The organism is Sodalis sp. RH15 (assembly GCF_047324255.1).
In the GTDB taxonomy this organism is placed as follows: Bacteria; Pseudomonadota; Gammaproteobacteria; order Enterobacterales; family Enterobacteriaceae; genus Acerihabitans; species Acerihabitans ligni.
The window spans coordinates 5332976-5350937 of record NZ_CP178738.1 but is presented as its reverse complement, the minus strand read 5'-3'; the positions used below and the strand labels follow the sequence as shown (position 1 = coordinate 5350937).

Annotated in this window: 13 protein-coding genes; 4 read left to right on the top strand and 9 right to left on the bottom strand. The window is 57.5% G+C overall.

All coding sequences use genetic code 11. The features are described from left to right. Positions 1–94 precede the first annotated feature (94 nt). From ACL2XO_RS24305 to ACL2XO_RS24275, 7 genes are all read right to left on the bottom strand, one after another. On the bottom strand, positions 95–601 hold the full coding sequence (locus ACL2XO_RS24305; RefSeq protein ID WP_243701515.1) for a ferritin-like domain-containing protein: 507 nt from the start codon (positions 599–601) through the stop codon (positions 95–97). Positions 602–1332: 731 nt separating this feature from the next. Further along, positions 1333–2265 (bottom strand): nucleoside hydrolase, encoded by a 933-nt coding sequence (locus ACL2XO_RS24300; protein WP_413741726.1) that lies wholly within the window; start codon positions 2263–2265, stop codon positions 1333–1335. 31 nt (positions 2266–2296) lie between these two features. Continuing rightward, entirely contained in the window at positions 2297–3133 is an 837-nt protein-coding gene (locus ACL2XO_RS24295) for a carbohydrate ABC transporter permease (RefSeq protein WP_132925407.1), read from the bottom strand. Beyond that, positions 3130–3978 carry a carbohydrate ABC transporter permease gene (locus ACL2XO_RS24290; RefSeq protein ID WP_413741725.1) on the bottom strand — a complete coding sequence of 283 codons (849 nt, stop codon included), beginning with the start codon at positions 3976–3978 and terminating at the stop codon, positions 3130–3132. The genes ACL2XO_RS24295 and ACL2XO_RS24290 overlap by 4 nt, the downstream gene beginning before the upstream one ends. A 28-nt stretch (positions 3979–4006) precedes the next feature. Then, positions 4007–5284, bottom strand: a complete 1278-nt coding sequence (locus ACL2XO_RS24285; protein ID WP_413741724.1) for an extracellular solute-binding protein — start codon at positions 5282–5284, stop codon at positions 4007–4009. Then, positions 5278–6363 (bottom strand): ABC transporter ATP-binding protein, encoded by a 1086-nt coding sequence (locus tag ACL2XO_RS24280; RefSeq protein WP_413725686.1) that lies wholly within the window; start codon positions 6361–6363, stop codon positions 5278–5280. The genes ACL2XO_RS24285 and ACL2XO_RS24280 overlap by 7 nt, the downstream gene beginning before the upstream one ends. A 74-nt stretch (positions 6364–6437) precedes the next feature. Next, on the bottom strand, positions 6438–7646 hold the full coding sequence (locus ACL2XO_RS24275) for a PfkB family carbohydrate kinase (RefSeq protein ID WP_413741723.1): 1209 nt from the start codon (positions 7644–7646) through the stop codon (positions 6438–6440). Positions 7647–8005: 359 nt separating this feature from the next. On the opposite strand from ACL2XO_RS24275, the gene ACL2XO_RS24270 reads away from it, so the two are divergent. Next, a complete protein-coding gene (locus tag ACL2XO_RS24270) occupies positions 8006–12769 on the top strand; it encodes an ATP-dependent helicase (RefSeq protein ID WP_413741722.1) in 4764 nt (1587 codons plus the stop codon). Between the two features lie 81 nt (positions 12770–12850). On the opposite strand, the gene ACL2XO_RS24265 is transcribed toward ACL2XO_RS24270, so the two are convergent. Next, positions 12851–13774 carry a nickel/cobalt efflux transporter gene (locus ACL2XO_RS24265; protein ID WP_413741721.1) on the bottom strand — a complete coding sequence of 308 codons (924 nt, stop codon included), beginning with the start codon at positions 13772–13774 and terminating at the stop codon, positions 12851–12853. Positions 13775–13893: 119 nt separating this feature from the next. Here ACL2XO_RS24265 and rcnR point away from each other — a divergent pair, with 119 nt between their 5' ends. Further along, positions 13894–14166, top strand: coding sequence for a Ni(II)/Co(II)-binding transcriptional repressor RcnR (gene rcnR, locus ACL2XO_RS24260; protein WP_132925420.1), 273 nt, complete (start codon positions 13894–13896; stop codon positions 14164–14166). Positions 14167–14261: 95 nt separating this feature from the next. Here rcnR and ACL2XO_RS24255 read toward each other — a convergent pair whose 3' ends face one another. Beyond that, positions 14262–15011 (bottom strand): SDR family oxidoreductase, encoded by a 750-nt coding sequence (locus tag ACL2XO_RS24255; RefSeq protein ID WP_203521013.1) that lies wholly within the window; start codon positions 15009–15011, stop codon positions 14262–14264. Positions 15012–15111: 100 nt separating this feature from the next. On the opposite strand from ACL2XO_RS24255, the gene ACL2XO_RS24250 reads away from it, so the two are divergent. Both ACL2XO_RS24250 and ACL2XO_RS24245 read left to right on the top strand, forming a co-directional pair. After that, the gene (locus ACL2XO_RS24250) at positions 15112–16023 is read left to right on the top strand and encodes an AraC family transcriptional regulator (RefSeq protein ID WP_413741720.1); all 912 of its coding nucleotides are present in this window, start codon (positions 15112–15114) and stop codon (positions 16021–16023) included. A 208-nt stretch (positions 16024–16231) separates the two neighbouring features. After that, positions 16232–17962 carry an ankyrin repeat domain-containing protein gene (locus ACL2XO_RS24245; RefSeq protein WP_413741719.1) on the top strand — a complete coding sequence of 577 codons (1731 nt, stop codon included), beginning with the start codon at positions 16232–16234 and terminating at the stop codon, positions 17960–17962.

Here is a 17962-nt window from a genome sequence, read left to right as displayed (position 1 = left end):
CCAAAAATCAAAATGACGGGTTCGGCGATTCCTTGCCCTGTGATCCCTGTTTTCTTACTGTTGGCAACGCGTCGCGGCGCATTGTCCGGTAAAATTATTTTTTCGCCTCGACATCCGGCGTATTGGACCGCACCAAAAATTGTTCCGTGAGCGCCGGCAAATGGGTCTGCGCCCAGTCAGCCATGGCGATTTCCTGTTCGCGGATCTGTTCAAAAACACGAGCGCCTTCAATATCCCCGACCAGCTCGGCCGCGGCAATCAGCGAGGTGTAGCAGGCGACTTCGAAGTGTTCAAAGACATAGCCGCTGATCGCACCTTTTATCACTTCATCTTCCGCGGTCATGCCGCCCATTGCCTGGCCAAAGGCCGACAATTTTCCCATCGCGTCTTTCAGCGTAGAGCGGGAAACGTCATTACGGTCAATGACTTCATCCAGCAGCACCAGCTGTTGGCGGGTTTCTGCGATATGCTGTTCAATGCGCGCTTTAAGATCGGGATAGTGTTCGATCCTGCCGGCCATTTTTTCCAGCATGCTTTCCGCCTGCTTTTCCATAGCGTGGGCGTCACGCAGCCAATCGTGGTAATTTTCTTCGTAAGTCATGATTCACCTCGTTTTTGATTAACTATTACAACTTATGTAGGGAACGGATTTGAACAAATAAACATTTAGGACTATTCGCATATGATAAGAATTGAATAATTTGATTTTACTGGAAATAGTAAATGGCAAATTAATAAAAAATATTGATTAAAATATAAGTGAAAATATTTTCTTGGCTAAAAACGCGTGCTAACCCGAGACTTGTGCTCATGAGATAAAGCGGAAACGAAGTATGCCGACAGGGAGATTGAATCGCGGAAATGAATTAAAGATCGCAAATTATCAACCATTACGGTGAGTATCACACAGATATAAAGTATAAAAATGATAAAGAACAAAATACAATACAATTAGATATCGTTATTTTTTGCAGTCTCTGACGTTTTATAATGCCTGTGTCGTCTATCTAAAGTTAGCTCATCATAAAATTAATGCAAACTCATTACGCTCTTTTTTATTATATACTGTCCTAGGGATATAATTCTGATGGCGTTTTTAAATTGGAAATTTGACATATTTTAATAGTTCCGCTAGCGGTGTTGATGCATCCGCACGAGAATGACAAAAGGCGGGACATTAAAGCGAAGCGGGTAAAAGTTATTTATTGATCGCAGCCTTTAATAACCTCCTTTCATAACAGCTATTAATCACATCTGTTCATGGCCTTGCCGGGAGCATCAGCCCGCAACTTAAGGTCGCGTATTGCCGAGGGTCCCGGCCCCGGCGCGGTATCAAACGGTCGGCTGTCTTCCCTGGACATGGGATTCAAGCCGGTTAAAAAAATCGGTGATAATAACGTCGCGCTCAATATAAGAAATATAGCGGATAAGATGCCTGGCGGGGTCGGCGCTCCAGGTGCCTTGCGCCGTTAATAACGGCGCGGGCGTCAGGCCGCTGTGCATGGACTCCGGATGCAGCAGCCAGCCGACGGCGGCCATATCCCAAATTTCTTTTGACCAGCCTTTGTGTTCGCGGCTGTACTCCTTGAAGCGTAATGACAAGAAGGCGCCGATGTCGCCGCAGGGTTCGACGTAGCGTTCGATTTCCGGCACGGTAGAGCGCAGATGCGTGGTGATGCCTTTGCAGGGAATCAGCACCAGGGGAACGCCGCTGTCCAGCAGGATCTGCGCGCCGCCGATATCCTGCCGCAGGTTGAATTCCAGGGTATCGGGCCAGTTTAACGCATGGCCCCCCAGCCATATGACGACGATACGATCGATGATATCCGGCGCCTTCAGCAGTGCGGAGGCGATATTGCTGATGGCGGCAATCGCCACCACGTAGAGCGGCGACTGCGGCGAGGCGCCGCGGGCGGCGGCAATCAGGTGATCCACCGCCTCCGCCTCGCGGGCTTCCTTTGCCGCGCCGACGTATGAGGTCACGCCCTTGAGCACCGGGACGGTGCCTTGCATGCCCAGCCGTTCCAGCAGGCGGTTGATTTCCTCGAAGCTCAGTTCCATGCCCCGGGCGGGATTATCCGCGCGCTGGTTGGAAAAGGGCGCGGCGTAGAGTGCTTCAACCGTCACCTTGTCCGGCGACAGCAGGGCCTGGACAATGGCGAACTGATCGTCTATTTCATTAAACGCATCGGTATCAAGCACCATGCGCACTTTGCCCTGGGGCGGCGTTAATAACCTGACCCGCTCGGTTTCATTAAGACTCATTTTTCAGATCCTTAGCCTTGCGGCATCCGCGTTATTCTTTATTGCCGGCGGCAGCCACCGACGGCGTGAAGTATTTCTGGAAAATCACCAGCACCAGCATGGGAATCACCGACGTAAACAGCGCGCCGGCAAAAATCAATCCCCATTGGGTGCCGGTAGTGGCCGAGAACTGCGCGATGGCGACGGCGGCCATTTGATACTGCGGCGACGGCGCGATCAGCAGCGGCCAGAGGAATGATTGCCATTGGAAAATAAACAGGATAAGTCCGGCGCCGATCATGGCCGGTTTCGACAGCGGCAGGTAGATGCGCAGAAAAATCGCCGTCCAGCCCATGCCGTCGAGAAAGGCGGCCTCGGATAGCTCTTTCGGAATTCCCAAAAAGAACTGGCGTAATAAAAACACGGCAATACCGTTGCCGATACCGGGTAAAACCAAGCCGGTATAGCTGTTATCCAGCCTGAGCAGATGGAATATCTGATACAAAGGCAGGGCGATGGCGTCGAAGGGAATAAGGAAACTGACCACCATAATAGCGAAAACGACGCCACGTCCTTTGAATTCGATGCATGCCAGGGCGAAGGCCGCCGCCGAGCACACCGCCAGTCCGATGATGACCGTTACGGCGGTCACCAGCACCGAATTGCCGATGGCCAGCAGGAACGGGCTCTGCACAAGGGCGATGACCTGTGACCAGGTGGCCCGGTCCGGGAACAGGGTGCGGATGCTGATGGGGGACAGATAACGGAAAATTTCCTCGCTGGGCCTAAAGGCGCTGACGCCGGTCCACCAGAGCGGCAGGATGAAGAAGGCCACGATGATAAGCAGCGTGACCAGACGAAGCCCGCGGCGAGAGAGGGATGGGCTCATCGTACGCCTCCTTTTTGCATCAGTTTGAACTGAAGGCCGACGATGGCAATCACCAGAATCATCAGAATCACCGTGGACGCATAGGCGCTGCTGGGGTCGCCGAAGGAAAATGCCTGGGTATAGATCTCTTCCATGATCAGATTGGTTGAATCCTGGGGGCCGCCTTTGGTGAGAATCTGCACCGGCGCGAATACCAGAAAATTGGCCACCGTATTGGCCACCAGCACAAAGGTCAGCGGGCGTCGCAGCTGCGGCAGCGTGACATAGCGGAATTTTTGCCAGGCGTTGGCGCCGTCAATCTCTATGGCATCGTACAGGGCCTGGGGAATATCCTGTAAACCGGCCACCAGGAAGGTCATCCAGTAGCCTACCCCCACCCAGCTGACAATCAGGATAATGGAGGCCAGGGCCTGATCGGGGGAGGTGACAAATGGCTGGGAAGCGATGCCCAAGGCGTTAAGTAAACCGTTGACGGGGCCGTCCGGCCGCAATCCCACTCCCCATACCACCGCGGAAACGCTTTGCGGGATGGCCACCGGCAGCAGGATAAGCGTGCGCCACAGGCCTATCAGCGGCAGCGCGGCGTTGGTCAGCAGCGCCAGGGCCAGGGCGATGGCGATTTGCAGCGGATTGACGATAATGGAAAACAGAAGCGTCACTTTTAATGAGGCGATGAATTCGGGATCGGTGAGGATATACAGGTAATTACTCAGTCCGTATTTGCCGGAAATGGGATCCACCAACGATTCATGGATGGCGAGCACCGCCGGCCAGAGGCGCAGTACCGCCACGCAGAGCAGCGCCGGACCGAGAAATATAAACAGTTGCACCCATTTTTGATTCATTTTACTGTCCATGGCATACCCCTATTCGTTATTTAATCCGTGCAAAAGAGCGGTTCAAGCGCAGCTGGGCGCGCTCAAGGGTCTGCTTGCTGTCGGCGCCGTTTCGGATATCGCTGAATGCCCGGTCGATGATGGTTTCAAATATGACGTACCCTTTGGTACGCGGCCGGCTGACGGCGGTATGGGCCAACTCGTAGGAAACGATGCTTGAGATCGGACCAATCTTGCTGTCCATGGTGGACAGATTGCCGATGTAGCGCTTGAAGGCGACGTTATTGACCGGGGGCAGCGGGTTATTGATGACCGTGCTGTACGAGCCCTCGGGATCGATGGAGATGAATTCGGCGAACAGCTTCGCTTCACGGGCGTGGGCGGAGTGCGGATTGATCCCCACCGCCCACGAGTCGGTGGGCGTGCTGGGACTGCCGCCGGCGAAATAGGGCATGGGCGCCACGCCGTAATGCAGGGAAGCGACCTTGTTGAAGCGGCCGATATTCCAGGGCCCGCCGACAAAAAACGCGACTTTGCCGTCCCCGAACAGATCCGGCGTCTGCTCCGGCGTGACCCCCCGCGGCGCGATATGCTTGATATACAGAGAGCGATACCAGTCGCTGACCTGTTGCCACCCGCCGCTGGTTAAATCAGCGGTCAGCGCGTCGTTGCCCTTCAGGCCGCTGCCGGCGCCATAAGAGATATACAGCGACAGCAGCTGGTAGTAGCGATCCACCTGTTCGAATGAAAATCCCCAGGGAGCGCCCGCCTGCTGCGCCTGTTGAGCCTGGCCGACCAACTGTTGCCAGGTCAGGCGCCGGGCGGGATCCGCCGACGGGTACGGAATATGGGCGGCATTGAGCAAATCGCGGTTGAAGTACATTATCTGGGTTGAGGTCCACAGCGGATAGGCATAGATTTTGCCTTGGTAGCTGACCGCCTGGATGGCCTTATCGCCGGCGATGTTTTCCAGCTTGGCCCGTTCATCCTCCAGGGGCGCAAGATAGGATTTCGATGCCAGTTCGGTTACGCGCGGAACGTCCACCGCGTACAGGTCGAGGTCTTTATCGCCGGAGCCGATACGCGCGGCGACCTGCGCGCTCAGATTATCAAAAGGCACCTGCTGATACTCGATATGGATATTTTTATGCTGCCGTTCAAACAGGGCGATGGCCGGGGCAAACGTATCGGGTCGCTCCGCCGTGAGAAAGGTTACCGTGGTTTTCGCCTGCTCCTGCGCCGCGCAGGGCTGAGTCAGCGCCGCCGCGGCGACGGATAATATTGCGCCGATGCCCTTGGGGCTGAATATCAACACGGCACGCCCTCCCGCAACGATTTCTGGCTTTGCGCGTCAAACAGATGAATATGCTCCGGCAGGATGCCCAGCCGCAGGCGCTGGCCGGCTTCGATGGACCGGTAGCCGTCCACCATCAGCGACAAAGACATGTTTTGTCCGATACGCGCGCTCACCAGGCTATAGGCGCCTGAGGGTTCATTGAACAGGACCGTGGCCTCCAGGGGCAATCCCGGTCCGTCGATCACCAGGTTCTCCGGCCGGATGCCGAGGGTGACCGCCTGCCGGTCGGGCAGGGTAAAGGGCAACCGCAGCGTAACATCCTCTGCCAGAACCAGCGATGTCTCCCCGGCGGCGGTTCGCACCGTGGCCGGCAGCAGGTTCATGGACGGCGAGCCGATAAAGGTGGCGACAAACTGGTTTTTCGGCCGCAGATACAGCTCCATCGGCGGTCCTACCTGCTCGATAACGCCGCGGTTAAGCACCACGATGCGGTCCGCCAGCGTCATGGCTTCCAACTGATCGTGGGTAACATAAATCAGGGTGGTGGCCAATGTGCGATGCAGGCTTTTTATCTCGATACGCATTTGGGCGCGCAGCTTGGCGTCCAGGTTCGACAGGGGTTCATCAAACAGGAACACCGAGGGTTCCCGCACAATGGCGCGTCCCATGGCGACGCGCTGGCGCTGTCCGCCGGAGAGCTGCGACGGCCGTCTGTCCAGCAACTCTTCGATTTCCAGCAGCTTGACGGCTTTGTCCACGCGTTCATCGATTTCTTTTTTGCCCAGTCCGGCGATTTCAAGATTCAGGCTGATATTACGCCGTACCGTCATATGGGGATAAAGCGCGTAGTTCTGGAATACCATGGCGATGTTTCTGTCTTTCGGCCGCAGCGCATTCACCACCTTATCGTCTATCAGTATTTGCCCCTTGGAGGCGGTTTCCAGGCCGGAAATGATTCGTAGCAGGGTGGATTTACCGCAGCCGGAGGGGCCCACCAGGGCGATGAATTCGCCGTCTTCGATGGTCAAATCAATACCGTCGATAACCCGGTGGCCATGGAACTCTTTTTCGATATTGTTTAACGCGACTCTGCTCATAGCGGCATTTTGTCCTTACGACCTGTAGCGAAATAGCCGGGTATCGGGATGTGGACGTTAACCCGGTAAACGGATTATCTCTGGCTCAAACGGCTGACCGCCTGCTGATGGCTGGGCATGTTGGACGCCCCTTCCAGCTCCACCGCCAGCGACGCGAACGCACAGGCATAGGTGGCCGCCTGCAATAGGGACCGGCCGTCGGCCAGGGCGGCGGCCAGCGCGCCGTTGAACGCATCGCCGGCGCCGGTGCTGTCAATACACAGGGCGGGGAAGGCATGGATAAGCTGGAATTGATTATTCTGGTACAGCAGCGCCCCTTGGGAACCCAGCGTAATGATGACCTGCGGCACCCCCAGGGCGACAATAGCCAGCGCGGCTTTTTTTGCGCTGTGGATGTCGGTGACCTCGATGCCGGAAAGCTGCGAGGCTTCCGTTTCATTGGGGGTAACCAAATCAATATAGGGCAGGCATTGCACAACCTCTTGGGAATAAGGCGCGGGATTCATAACAATAGTGACACCCATCGCCTTGGCTAATTTTATCGCACCTAAAATAGCGGAAATATTATTTTCCAATTGCACCAGTAAAACATTTGATTCCGACAGCTCAGCGGCCATTTCCGCAATTTCTTCATCCGTGATGGTTTTATTCGCACCCGGATATATCGCGATCATATTTTCTCCATTTTCGTCGGAGACATAAATAATCGCATTGCCGGTGGGTTCCGTTTCCGACTGATAAAGCCGAAACGAATGAATGGCGGAAGAAGCCAGGTGATCGCAGGCGAACTGGCTGAATTGATCCTTGCCGACTTTTGACACAAAATGCACTCTGGCGCCGGCCCGGCTGGCGGCGGTGGCCTGGTTGGAGCCCTTTCCCCCCGGACCGAGATTGCTGCTTTCCGCCAGCAGTGATTCACCGCCCCGGGGAAAGCGTTTTACCTTGGCCACAATATCGACATTAAAAGAACCGAGAATACAGACTCTGCCGCTCATTGGATTTTTCCTTTTTTTATCGCGCTTATATTTTTTGCTTTGCACGCGCTGCAATAAAACGTCGAAATTACCGCTTGCCGGTGATATCAGGCTGCGATAAAGCCCGCAGCGAATAACCATGGCTCCCCCATGGCAGCGTTTTAATCCTCCCTGGCTTGCAAGCAGGCGTAAATCAGCCCGTATGGTTTCTTTGGTGACGCCAAACATATGCGACAAAAACGGCACGCTGGCGCGTTCATGTTTATCTAAATAGTCAAGGATGCCTTTTCGTCTCTCTTCAGCAAACATAAGGACCTCTTCACCGGATGGTCTTAATGGTAGGAAGTAAACTTTGTCGGTAAAGTGATCTCTAGCATGTAATATTCAGGAAAACAAAAACAAACAAAAATTTAACACTTGTTTTATCGATACCGGCATGGAGTCGATCGCTATTCAGCAATAGTGCTAAGCTGTTATTCAATGTCTGTCCGGAGCTGCCGCGGCCTGCCGTTCGCCTGAGCCCGGGATGCGGGAACGGTTGGCCCGCCGGCCTTTGCAAGGATCTTGTCATGAAGAAAACCGGTCTGAAGTCGAGTGGACACTGTTTACCAACCGCGTATCCCGTCCCGATACGGGTTCGGTACCGCACCATCAGGCGTCGATAAGCGATGGCAAAGCCAGGACAGACTTCCCCGGATCCCCTAAGCCGGTTCCAGCCCGCCACCAGGGACTGGTTCGCTTCGGCGTTCCCGGCGCCTACGCCTGCGCAACAGGCCGCCTGGGCGGCGATCGGCGCCGGCCACTGCACGCTGGTGATTGCGCCCACCGGGTCGGGCAAGACGCTGGCGGCCTTTTTACACGCCATTGACGCACTGTTCCGGGAGCGTGAAAACGATCCTGCCCGGCCGCGCCAAACCGCCACCCGCGTGGTATACATCTCTCCCATCAAGGCGCTGGGGGCCGATGTGCGGCGCAATTTGAGCGTGCCGCTGGACGGCGTCAGCGCCAGGCGCCGGCAGCGGGGGGATCCCCAGGTGGCACTGACGGTGGGGATGCGCACCGGCGACACGCCCGCCGCTGAACGCGCCGGCCTGCAGCGCAAACCGCCGGATATTCTGATCACCACCCCCGAGTCGCTGTACCTGATGCTGACCTCCAAAGCGCGCGAGACCCTGCGCGGCGTGACCACGGTGATTATCGACGAGATCCATGCGGTGGCCGGTTCCAAGCGCGGTTCCCATCTGGCGCTGAGCCTGGAGCGGCTGGACGCATTGCTGCCCGCGCCCGCTGCGCGCATCGGCCTGTCGGCGACGGTGCGCCCGGTAGAACGCGTGGCCGGTTTTTTGGGTGGCGCAATGCCGGTCACCGTTATCAATCCGCCGTCTCGCCGTCCCCTGGAGGTGAAAATCGTGGTGCCGGTGGAGGATATGACCGATATACCGGCCCGGGGCGATGCCTCGCCGGAGACCGGCGGGCCCGGCCGGCCGGGGTCGATTTGGCCCCATGTGGAAGCCAGTGTCCTGGAACAGATTCTCGCCTGCCATTCCACCATCGTGTTTACCAATTCCCGCGGACTGGCGGAGAGGCTGACGGCGCGCCTCAATGAACGCTATGCCGAGCATTACGCCCATTCATCCTTACCGGAAGAGTCGCCCGTGAATTACCTTTCTTCCTCGGGGGGCACCGGAAAGCGCGCCGCCGGCGAGCCGCCCGCCGTCGCCCGGTCCCATCACGGCTCGGTGTCGAAGGAGCAGCGGGCGGAGATTGAAATCGCGCTTAAATCCGGCGAACTGCGCTGCGTGGTGGCCACCTCCAGCCTGGAGCTCGGCATTGATATGGGTTTGGTGGATCAGGTCATCCAGGTTGGCGCGCCGCCCTCGGTGGCCAGCGCGCTGCAGCGGGTGGGGCGGGCCGGACATCAGGTGGGAGGCGTCTCCTCCGGGGTGTTTTATCCCCGTACCCGGCGCGATTTGATCGACACCGCGGTCACGGTGGAACGCATGCTGGCGGGGTCTCTGGAAGCGGTGGCGCCGCCCCGCAATCCTTTGGACGTTCTGGCGCAGCATACCGTTGCCGCCGTGTCTATGGGGCCGCTTAACATTGAGGACTGGTATGCCATGGTGCGGCGCGCGGATCCGTTCCGCGCGTTGCCCCGCAGCGCCTTCGACGCCACTCTGGACATGCTGGCGGGCCGCTATCCGTCGGAGGCGTTTGGTGAATTCCGCCCGCGCCTGGTGTGGGATCGCGGCAGCGGCACGCTGACCGCCCGCCCGGGCGCGCAGCAATTGGCGGTGACCAGCGGCGGCACGATTCCGGATCGCGGCATGTTCAGCGTGATCCTGCCGGAAGGCGAGGAGCAGCGCGGCGCGCGGCGGGTGGGCGAGCTGGACGAGGAGATGGTCTACGAGTCGCGGGTCAACGACGTGATTACGCTTGGGGCGACCTCCTGGCGAATCCAGCAGATCACCCACGATCAGGTGGTGGTGATCCCAGCGCCGGGACGTTCCGCCCGACTGCCGTTCTGGCATGGCGATAACCCGGGCCGTCCGGCGGAATTAGGCGAAGCCATCGGCGCCTTCCTGCGCGAAGTGGAGGAAGCCACGGCGGGCAAGGGGGATCCGCTGCATAAGGAGAGTCCGCTGGCGGCGCGCCTCCAAACCGCCGGCCTGGATGAAAACGCCGTTAATAATCTGCTGCAGCTGGTGGCGGAGCAGCGGGAGGCCACCGAGGCGCTGCCCACCGATCGGACGCTGGTAATCGAGCGCTGCCGCGATGAGAGCGGCGACTGGCGGGTGATGCTGCACTCTTCCTATGGGCAGCGCGTGCATGCTCCCTGGGCGCTGGCCATCGCCGCGCGTATTCACCGGCGTTTGAAAATCGATCCTTCCGTCGTCGCCAGCGATGACGGCATCATTATTCGCATACCGGACGGCGTGGGCCGCCTGCCCGGCGCGGAACTGTTTGTTTTCGACCCTCATGCCCTGGCGCAAATCGTCACCGATGCGGTGGGGCAGTCGGCGCTGTTTGTCGCGCGCTTTCGCGAATGCGCGGCGCGCGCCCTGCTGCTGCCGCGCCGCCGTCCCGGCAAGCGCTCGCCGCTGTGGCAGCAGCGCTTGCGCGCCGGCCAACTGCTGGAGATTGCCCGGGAGCATGACGATTTCCCGCTTATCATCGAGACCGCCAGAGAGTGTTTGCAGGATGTTTACGACCTGGCCGCACTAGAGGCGCTGATGCAGCGGCTGCATGACGGCGCGATACGGCTGCAGGAGGTCACCACCGAAATCCCTTCGCCGTTTGCCGCCGATTTGCTGTTCGGCTACGTGGGTGAGTTCATGTATCAGGGGGATGTGCCCCTGGCCGAACGGCGGGCGTCCGTGCTGTCTTTGGACAGCGGCCTGCTCGGCGAACTGCTGGGGCAGGTGGATTTGGGCGAGCTGCTCGATCCCCGGGTGGTGGAACGGGTGGAGCAGGAGTTGCAGCGCACCGCCGCGGGCACCCAGGCCAAGGGCGCCGAGGGGCTGGTGGATCTGCTGCGCGAACTGGGTCCGCTGTCGCTTGCGGAAATCGCCGGTCGTTTGTCCGGCGAGGATCCCGCTGATTATCTGGCGCCGCTGGAGGCGGCCCGGCGGATTATCGCCGTGCGCATAGCCGACGAGGGGCGCTGGGCCGGCATAGAGGATGCCGCCCGTTTGCGCGACGGGCTGGGGGTGGCGTTGCCGCCGGGCATTCCTGACGTATTTCTGCAAGCGGCGAGCGATCCCTTGCGCGAACTGCTCGGCCGCTATGCCCGCACCCATGGCCCCTTCGCCTCGGCGCAGCCGGCGGCGCGCCTTGGGCTGGGAGTGGCCGTGGTCAATGAGCAGTTGGAGCGCCTGCGGGATCAGGGCAGGATTTTGCCCTGTAACGTCGATGCCGGATCCGCACGCCGGTGGGTATGGGATGAAGTATTCCGCCGTTTGCGGGCGCGTTCTTTGCAGGCGGCCCGCGAAGCGACCCGGCCGGTGCCGCAGGAAGCCTTTGTGCGGCTGGTGCTGGAGCGTCAGGGGCTGCTGGCCGACGCCGCTTTCCCGGCCACGATACCAGCGCTTGCCGCGGGGCAGGGCGCGTTTGAGGGTATCGAGGGCGTAGCGCGGGTCATCGAACAACTGGCGGGTATTGCGTTGCCGGCTTCGCTGTGGGAGCGCCAGATTCTGCCCGGCCGCGTGCATGACTATCGGCCGGCCATGCTGGACGAACTCATCGCCGCCGGCGAAGTGCTGTGGGCCGGCCATGGCGCGCAGGGAGACGACGACGGGCTGGTCTCGCTGCATCTGCGCGAACTGGCCGGCGAAACGCTGCCCGTCACGGGTGACAGTGCGGATGATGAGGCCGGCGTACCCATTTCTTCCCCGTTGCAACAGGCCATTCTCAACGTGCTGGCGGATGGCGGCGCCTATTTTGTCCGCCAGCTGGTCACCCTTGCCCAGGGGCATCTGATGGAGGCTTTTGCCCGGGAAACGGCCGAACCAGGGAGCGCGGCGGAGGTCACCGCCGCCGAAGTGGCGGAAGCACTGTGGGATCTGGCCTGGCAAGGCCGCGTCACCAGCGACACCTGGTCGCCGCTGCGCGCGCTGACCGGTGTGCGCACGCCGGTACGTTCGCGCCCGGTCCGCTCACCGCGCCACCGTCGCCAGGTGGCGGGGTGGGTGCCGGTGTGGCAGCCGGCCAAACCGGTATCGGCGAGAAACGCCCGCTTTGGCGATGCGGCCCTGGCCGGACGCTGGTCGCTGCTGGCCGGCGAACCGGTCAACCCCACCGTCAGAACGCTGACCCTGGTGGAGAATCTTTTCGATCGCTATGGCGTGATAAGCCGCGGCGTGGCGGTGGCGGAGCAGCTGCCGGGGGGCTTTCCCGCGCTTACGCCGGTGTTGCGGCGCATGGAAGAGGCGGGTCGAGTGCTGCGCGGCCGCTTTATCAGCGGATTGGGGGCGGCGCAGTTCGCCGATAAAGACTGCATCGAGCGTCTGCGCGAGCTGGCGGAGGCGTCCTCTGGCGAACCGGTAGCGGTGGCGCTGTCCGCCAACGATCCGGCCAATCCCTTCGGCTGGCTGTTGCCCTGGCCCTCCCACCCTTCAGGTATCCGTCCGGCCCGGCGCGGCGGCGCCCTGGTGGTCATCTGCAACGGCCGCCTGGCATGCTATCTGGGGCAGGGCGGCCGCCAATTACTGACCTTTGCCGGCAAAAAAGAGGCATTTGATAAAAATGACGCGGAATCCGCCGGATGGTTTGCCGCCGTACTGCGGGCGCTGGCGGCCGCGCTGAAACGCGAGCCGCGCCGGAGTTTTACCCTGGAAGATGTCGATGGCCGGCCGGCGGGCGCCAGCCCTGCGGCGGATGCCCTGTCCGCCGCCGGCTTTTCGCGCGCACCAAAGGGGTACGCCTGGTATGGGTGAGGCGGAATGGCCGTATCAGCCGGTATATACCCTAAATAATTCGAGTTGCAGGAAGGCGGCAACGCAGCGAACCACAAGAGCTTACCCGAGTAAGTGACCGGGGTGAACGAGGCGGGCCAACGCACCCGTAACGTGAAGGATGACGGGTATACCCATGTAGAGACCGACAATAGCCATCAATAGGCACGAAAGGTAAGGCGCTTTCCCGGCAAGAACGCTAAAGCCGCGCCAGCGTTTGGCCGCCTGCCTTGCGCCGACGGCAGCGACAACACCCACCGTGACCAGGGTGAGCGCAAGACCGATGCTAAAACACAGAACCATGGCGGCGCCCAGTGCCACTTCCTTCAGCTGAAGGCAGATAAGCAGCACCGTAATGGCTGCCGGGCAGGGTATTAGTCCTCCCGTCAGGCCAAAAAGAACGATTTGCATGTTGCCGACACGGTCCCCGGAAAAGCGGCGGGCAATAGCGCCGGCGTGCGCCAGCTCATGGGCGGTTTGATATTCGTCGGGACCGGCTTTTACGCCCGCCGGCGCCGGATGCATAGGTCCGAGAAATATCCGGGGACTGTGGTCTTGCTGCGGGTGAAGGTGGTGGTGAGGATGAGGGTGGTTGTGCGGATGTGGGTGGGGATGGGCGTCTTCCTGCCCATCGCCAAACCGGTTTTCCTCATCTTTGCGCGCCCGCCGGAACATCCAGAACGCCGTGCCCAGGATAATCACGGCAGAGATCATCTGAAGCCAGGGCTCGGCTGATTCCGAGGTGAATTTTCTGCTGACGTACATCCCGCCGAAAGCAATCAGCCAGACAATAGCGGTATGCGATACCGTGGCGGCCAGGCCCAGCATAACGGCCTGGCGGATGGTTCCCTTGATGGCAATGATAAATGCCGCCATCATCGTTTTTGAGTGACCGGGCTCCAGCCCATGTAGAGAACCGAGCAGAATAGCGCTGGGGATAAATAACCAGGCATTGCCTTGCGAAAGCAGAGCGTTAAATTCATTCATGATAATAATTTTTGATTAAACAGATGATGGCATACTACTCCCCCCCAGTACAATATACTACCCCCTAGTATCCTGCAATGGTATATTGACCCCAGATTTGATGTCGGAGTGAGGTTAACGTGTCGCATATCCTTCGTGACCAGCAGAAGCTGAAGGCGAGAACCAATAAAATTCAGGGGCAGGTGGCCGCTCTGAAAAAAATGCTTGATGAGCCTAATGAATGTGCGGCAGTGCTTCAGCAGATAGCGGCTATCCGCGGAGCGGTGAACGGATTAATGCGTGAAGTGATAAAAGGCCATCTCACGGAACACATTGTTCATCAGGACGAAGAGCTAAAACGGGAAGAAGACCTTGATGTTGTGCTGAAGGTGCTGGATTCCTATATGAAATAGCTGATCTTACCCGCGCGGCTCGCATGGGGCTCACCGGAAACCGGGGCTTCCGGGAGCCGTTAGGATAAAGATTGACGATTTTTTGGCCAGGCATCTTACCGCTGTTCGGCGGCCCACGCCTCTGCGTCCTCGCCGGCCGGGATATGCATCGGGCTGTCCGGGTCGGTGGCCGCGCGCCATACCGCCCGGGCTACATCTTCTGAGTGCGTGATAGGACCTACGTTCTCGGCAAAGGTGGCGAAAAGATTCTTAACCAGTTCGGCGTAGGCTTCATGGTCGATGCCCGCCGTATGGGGCTGTGCGTTATCGCCGAAACGGGTCTCGGGAGCGCGCCCCGGCAATACCAGGCGTACCCGGATGCCGAACTGTCCAACCTCTGCGGCCAGCGACTCGGTGAAGGCGTTCACCGCCGCCTTGCTGGCCCGGTAAACGCCCACCAGCGGCAGTGCCTTAAAGGTGACGCTGGATGTGACGTTGATAACGACGCCGGCCTTGCGCTGCCTGAATTGCGGCAGCACTGCCTGCGTCAAGGCCATGGTGCCGAAGGTGTTGGTCTCAAACAGTTCGCGCATTGTCGCAAGGGGCATGGACTCGATGGGCGCCGCCGCGCCGAATCCCGCATTGTTCACCAGCACGTCAATAGGCCCCGCGGCCTCCACGGCCCGTTGAATACTCTTGGCATCGGTTACGTCGAGGGCGAGCACGCGAAGATGCTCGGAAACGGGCAGGATATCTTCCCGAGGGGTGCGCATGGTGGCGATAACCCGCCAGCCGCGGTCAAGGAAATGACGGGCGATTTCAAGGCCGAAGCCGGACGAACAACCGGTAATCAAGACTGTCTTCATGAAAGCTCCTGGTATTATGGTGAGCGATGTCCAGATGATAGACGGCGGATACCGTACTCACTACAATCAAAAGTCCATATTTCATCCGCAGGAGTCCGGTATGATCGATCCTCTCGCCGAGGTAGTCACGCTGCTGCAGCCGGGCGCCGGCTTTTCAAAGAGCGTCGTCGGCGCGGGTCCCTGGGCCATCCGCCGTTCGGAAGCCGGTGAACCCTTCTACTGCGTAGTCCTCGAGGGCGCTTGCCGCCTTGCTGCCGATGGGCATGTGCCCATCGAGCTCCGGTCGGGTGACTTCGCCCTTATCCCGTCGGTCTACGGTGTTGCGATGTCAAGCCTTGAGACGCCGCCGGCGGGCGCTGAGACGCAGCACGCCGAGTTAGGGGCGGGCCGATTCAGGATCGGCCGCCAGGAGGGGCCGACCGACTTTCGTATGCTGGCGGGCCACTGCAGCTTCGGCTCGCCGGATAAAGCCTTGCTGGTCTCGCTGCTGCCGCGGATCATGCACGTGCGCGGCGAGCCCCGGCTGACGACGCTTGTGCAGCTCGTGGGCGAAGAGACTCGCGAGCAGCGGCCCGCGCGTGAAGTTGTGCTGGTACGCCTGATGGAGGTGCTGCTTATTGAGGCGCTGCGGTCAACGGCGGGGACGGCAGCGTCGCCGGGCCTGGTGCATGGTTTGGCGGACAGCCGCCTCGCGGCCTCGATCCGCGCCATGCACGAGCGTCCGACGCGCGCCTGGACGGTGGCGGAGCTGGCGAAAGAGGCGGCGCTTTCACGTTCGGCGTTCTTTGAGCGCTTCAGCCGCGCCGTGGGCGTGACGCCCATGGAATACCTGCTCACCTGGCGCATGGCGATGGCCAAGGATCTGCTGCGGCGCGACAAGGGCAGCATAGCCGGGATTGCCGAGCACGTCGGCTACAGCTCGGCCAGTACTTTCAGCGTGGCGTTCACGCGCCATGTGGGCATGGCGCCCACCAGATATGCGAGATTGCAGCGGGCCGCGGTCCCCAAATAACGCCTTAATTATGCAAAATTTAATCTTACAGCGATTTATGCAAGCAAAAAAGAGTATGAAACCCTAAGCTAATTACATATTTCTTCGGCAATTTTTATGGATGGCCGTCGGTTATTTTAAATAGTATAAATATATGTAAAACATCAAGGATTTCCGAAAAATCCCTATTTCGGCGGTTAATCAATAGAACTTATCACCAGGAGATATCATGCCAGTTTGTCATGTTAGCACCACGTCTAAATGGCTTCACCCCACCGAGTTGTTGACAAAAGAGCCGGCACGGCTGGATGATGCAAACAGAGTATTCTATTCAGAGCGAAAATATGGCTGTGTCGAAAATTTTGAAAGCGGCCAAGACTTCGGACGATATATTGAACAGATCGAAAACGACTTCAAGTCGATTGCAAAAAATATAAATGCAGATCGTTCATCCGAAGAAAATATAAGACTCTTTTGCCAGAATTTTCACCAATGTCAGAATGTTAGAAATGAACTGAAACCGTTTTTATATGACAGCCTTGGTAAATCTTTAATGGGCTTCAGACAATTAAATTTTGACGGTTTTTTTGCACATAAATTTTATATCCAAAGGATGCTGAATAATATAATTCTCAATCTGGGAAATAATGTTGAGCAAGCGTTGTCAGATATCATTCAGATCAATGAAATAATGAATGTTCCCTCAGGGAAAAATATTTTGCAACATATCAATGCCCACATAGAAAAAACGGCTCATGACGTCATTGTAAAGCATGTCCAACAATATCATGCGGCCATTGACCGGGATGAACTGGAACTCTACGTCGACGCCTACAAACAGCATCTGAAAAAAGCCAACTGGATTTACCCGCTGCAGTGTAAGAATAAGAGGCTTAGAGCGGATATTGACTGTATCACGAAAGAGCATTTCTATATTATGCTTGTAAAGCTTAATCAAGCTACCAATATCATCACCATGATTAAAGACATTGGTGATGAGATACGTCAAAATGTAGAAGTAATATTTAATATGCCGGGGAATTATGCCGACGTGGGCGATATGAGGTATTTGACTGAACGTGGCCATCAGGAAATCTTGCAATTTACGCAATCAACGAGCCTGCCGGTGGATCTCACCGCGATCCTGGGGCGAAATGCTGCAAATAATCATAATATTTATTTACTGGAATATTCTGGCGCCATTTATGGTGGTTTAGCTGAAGCGTTAGTCGCGGAAAATAATGAGGGAAATACTTATAATATCCAGTCTAAACGCATCTCATATTCGAGCACTATTAAATCATTTAAGGGTTTGTTTTGGGTCGATCACGGCCAATATAGGGACTCTGTAACATTGCAGGCCTTGCATATGGGTGAGATAAATTGTCGCATTCAAGATGATTTGCTTCGTGACGCCATCACCTATTCTCCAGAGGAATCGCTGCTTGAATATTATCATAGCAGCTGGTGCGGGGATGTTGGCAAGGTTTTTAATGACTTCTTTAACAAAAATATATATTTGCTGTCCATTGCATATGTTAAAAAAAACTTAATGAAAATCGAAGACTTCAAAGACAAAAATGGTAATACACTCCTTCATGCCATGATCCATCACGACGATAAAGTCGCGTACAATGGCCTTAAGGATAAACTCTCTCTTCTTATCAATGAAAAGAATAACTCCGGCACCACTGCCCTGATGCTGGCGGCAGAAAAGGGCTGGGCTTCTATGGTGATGGATTTATTGGAGCACGATAAAATCCACTTTGACGCTACCGATAACAACGGCCATACCGCCTTGAAGATAGCACTAGATAATAAACAGGACACGGTCATTCAAATATTGCAGAGCTTTGAAATGACCTTCGATAATATGGAAAAACCAGCCATTACCGGCCAGTATCGATCCAACGTTCGTGCCACTTCAGGCGTACCCCCTAAGTGGCGCAGAGTGTCTTAA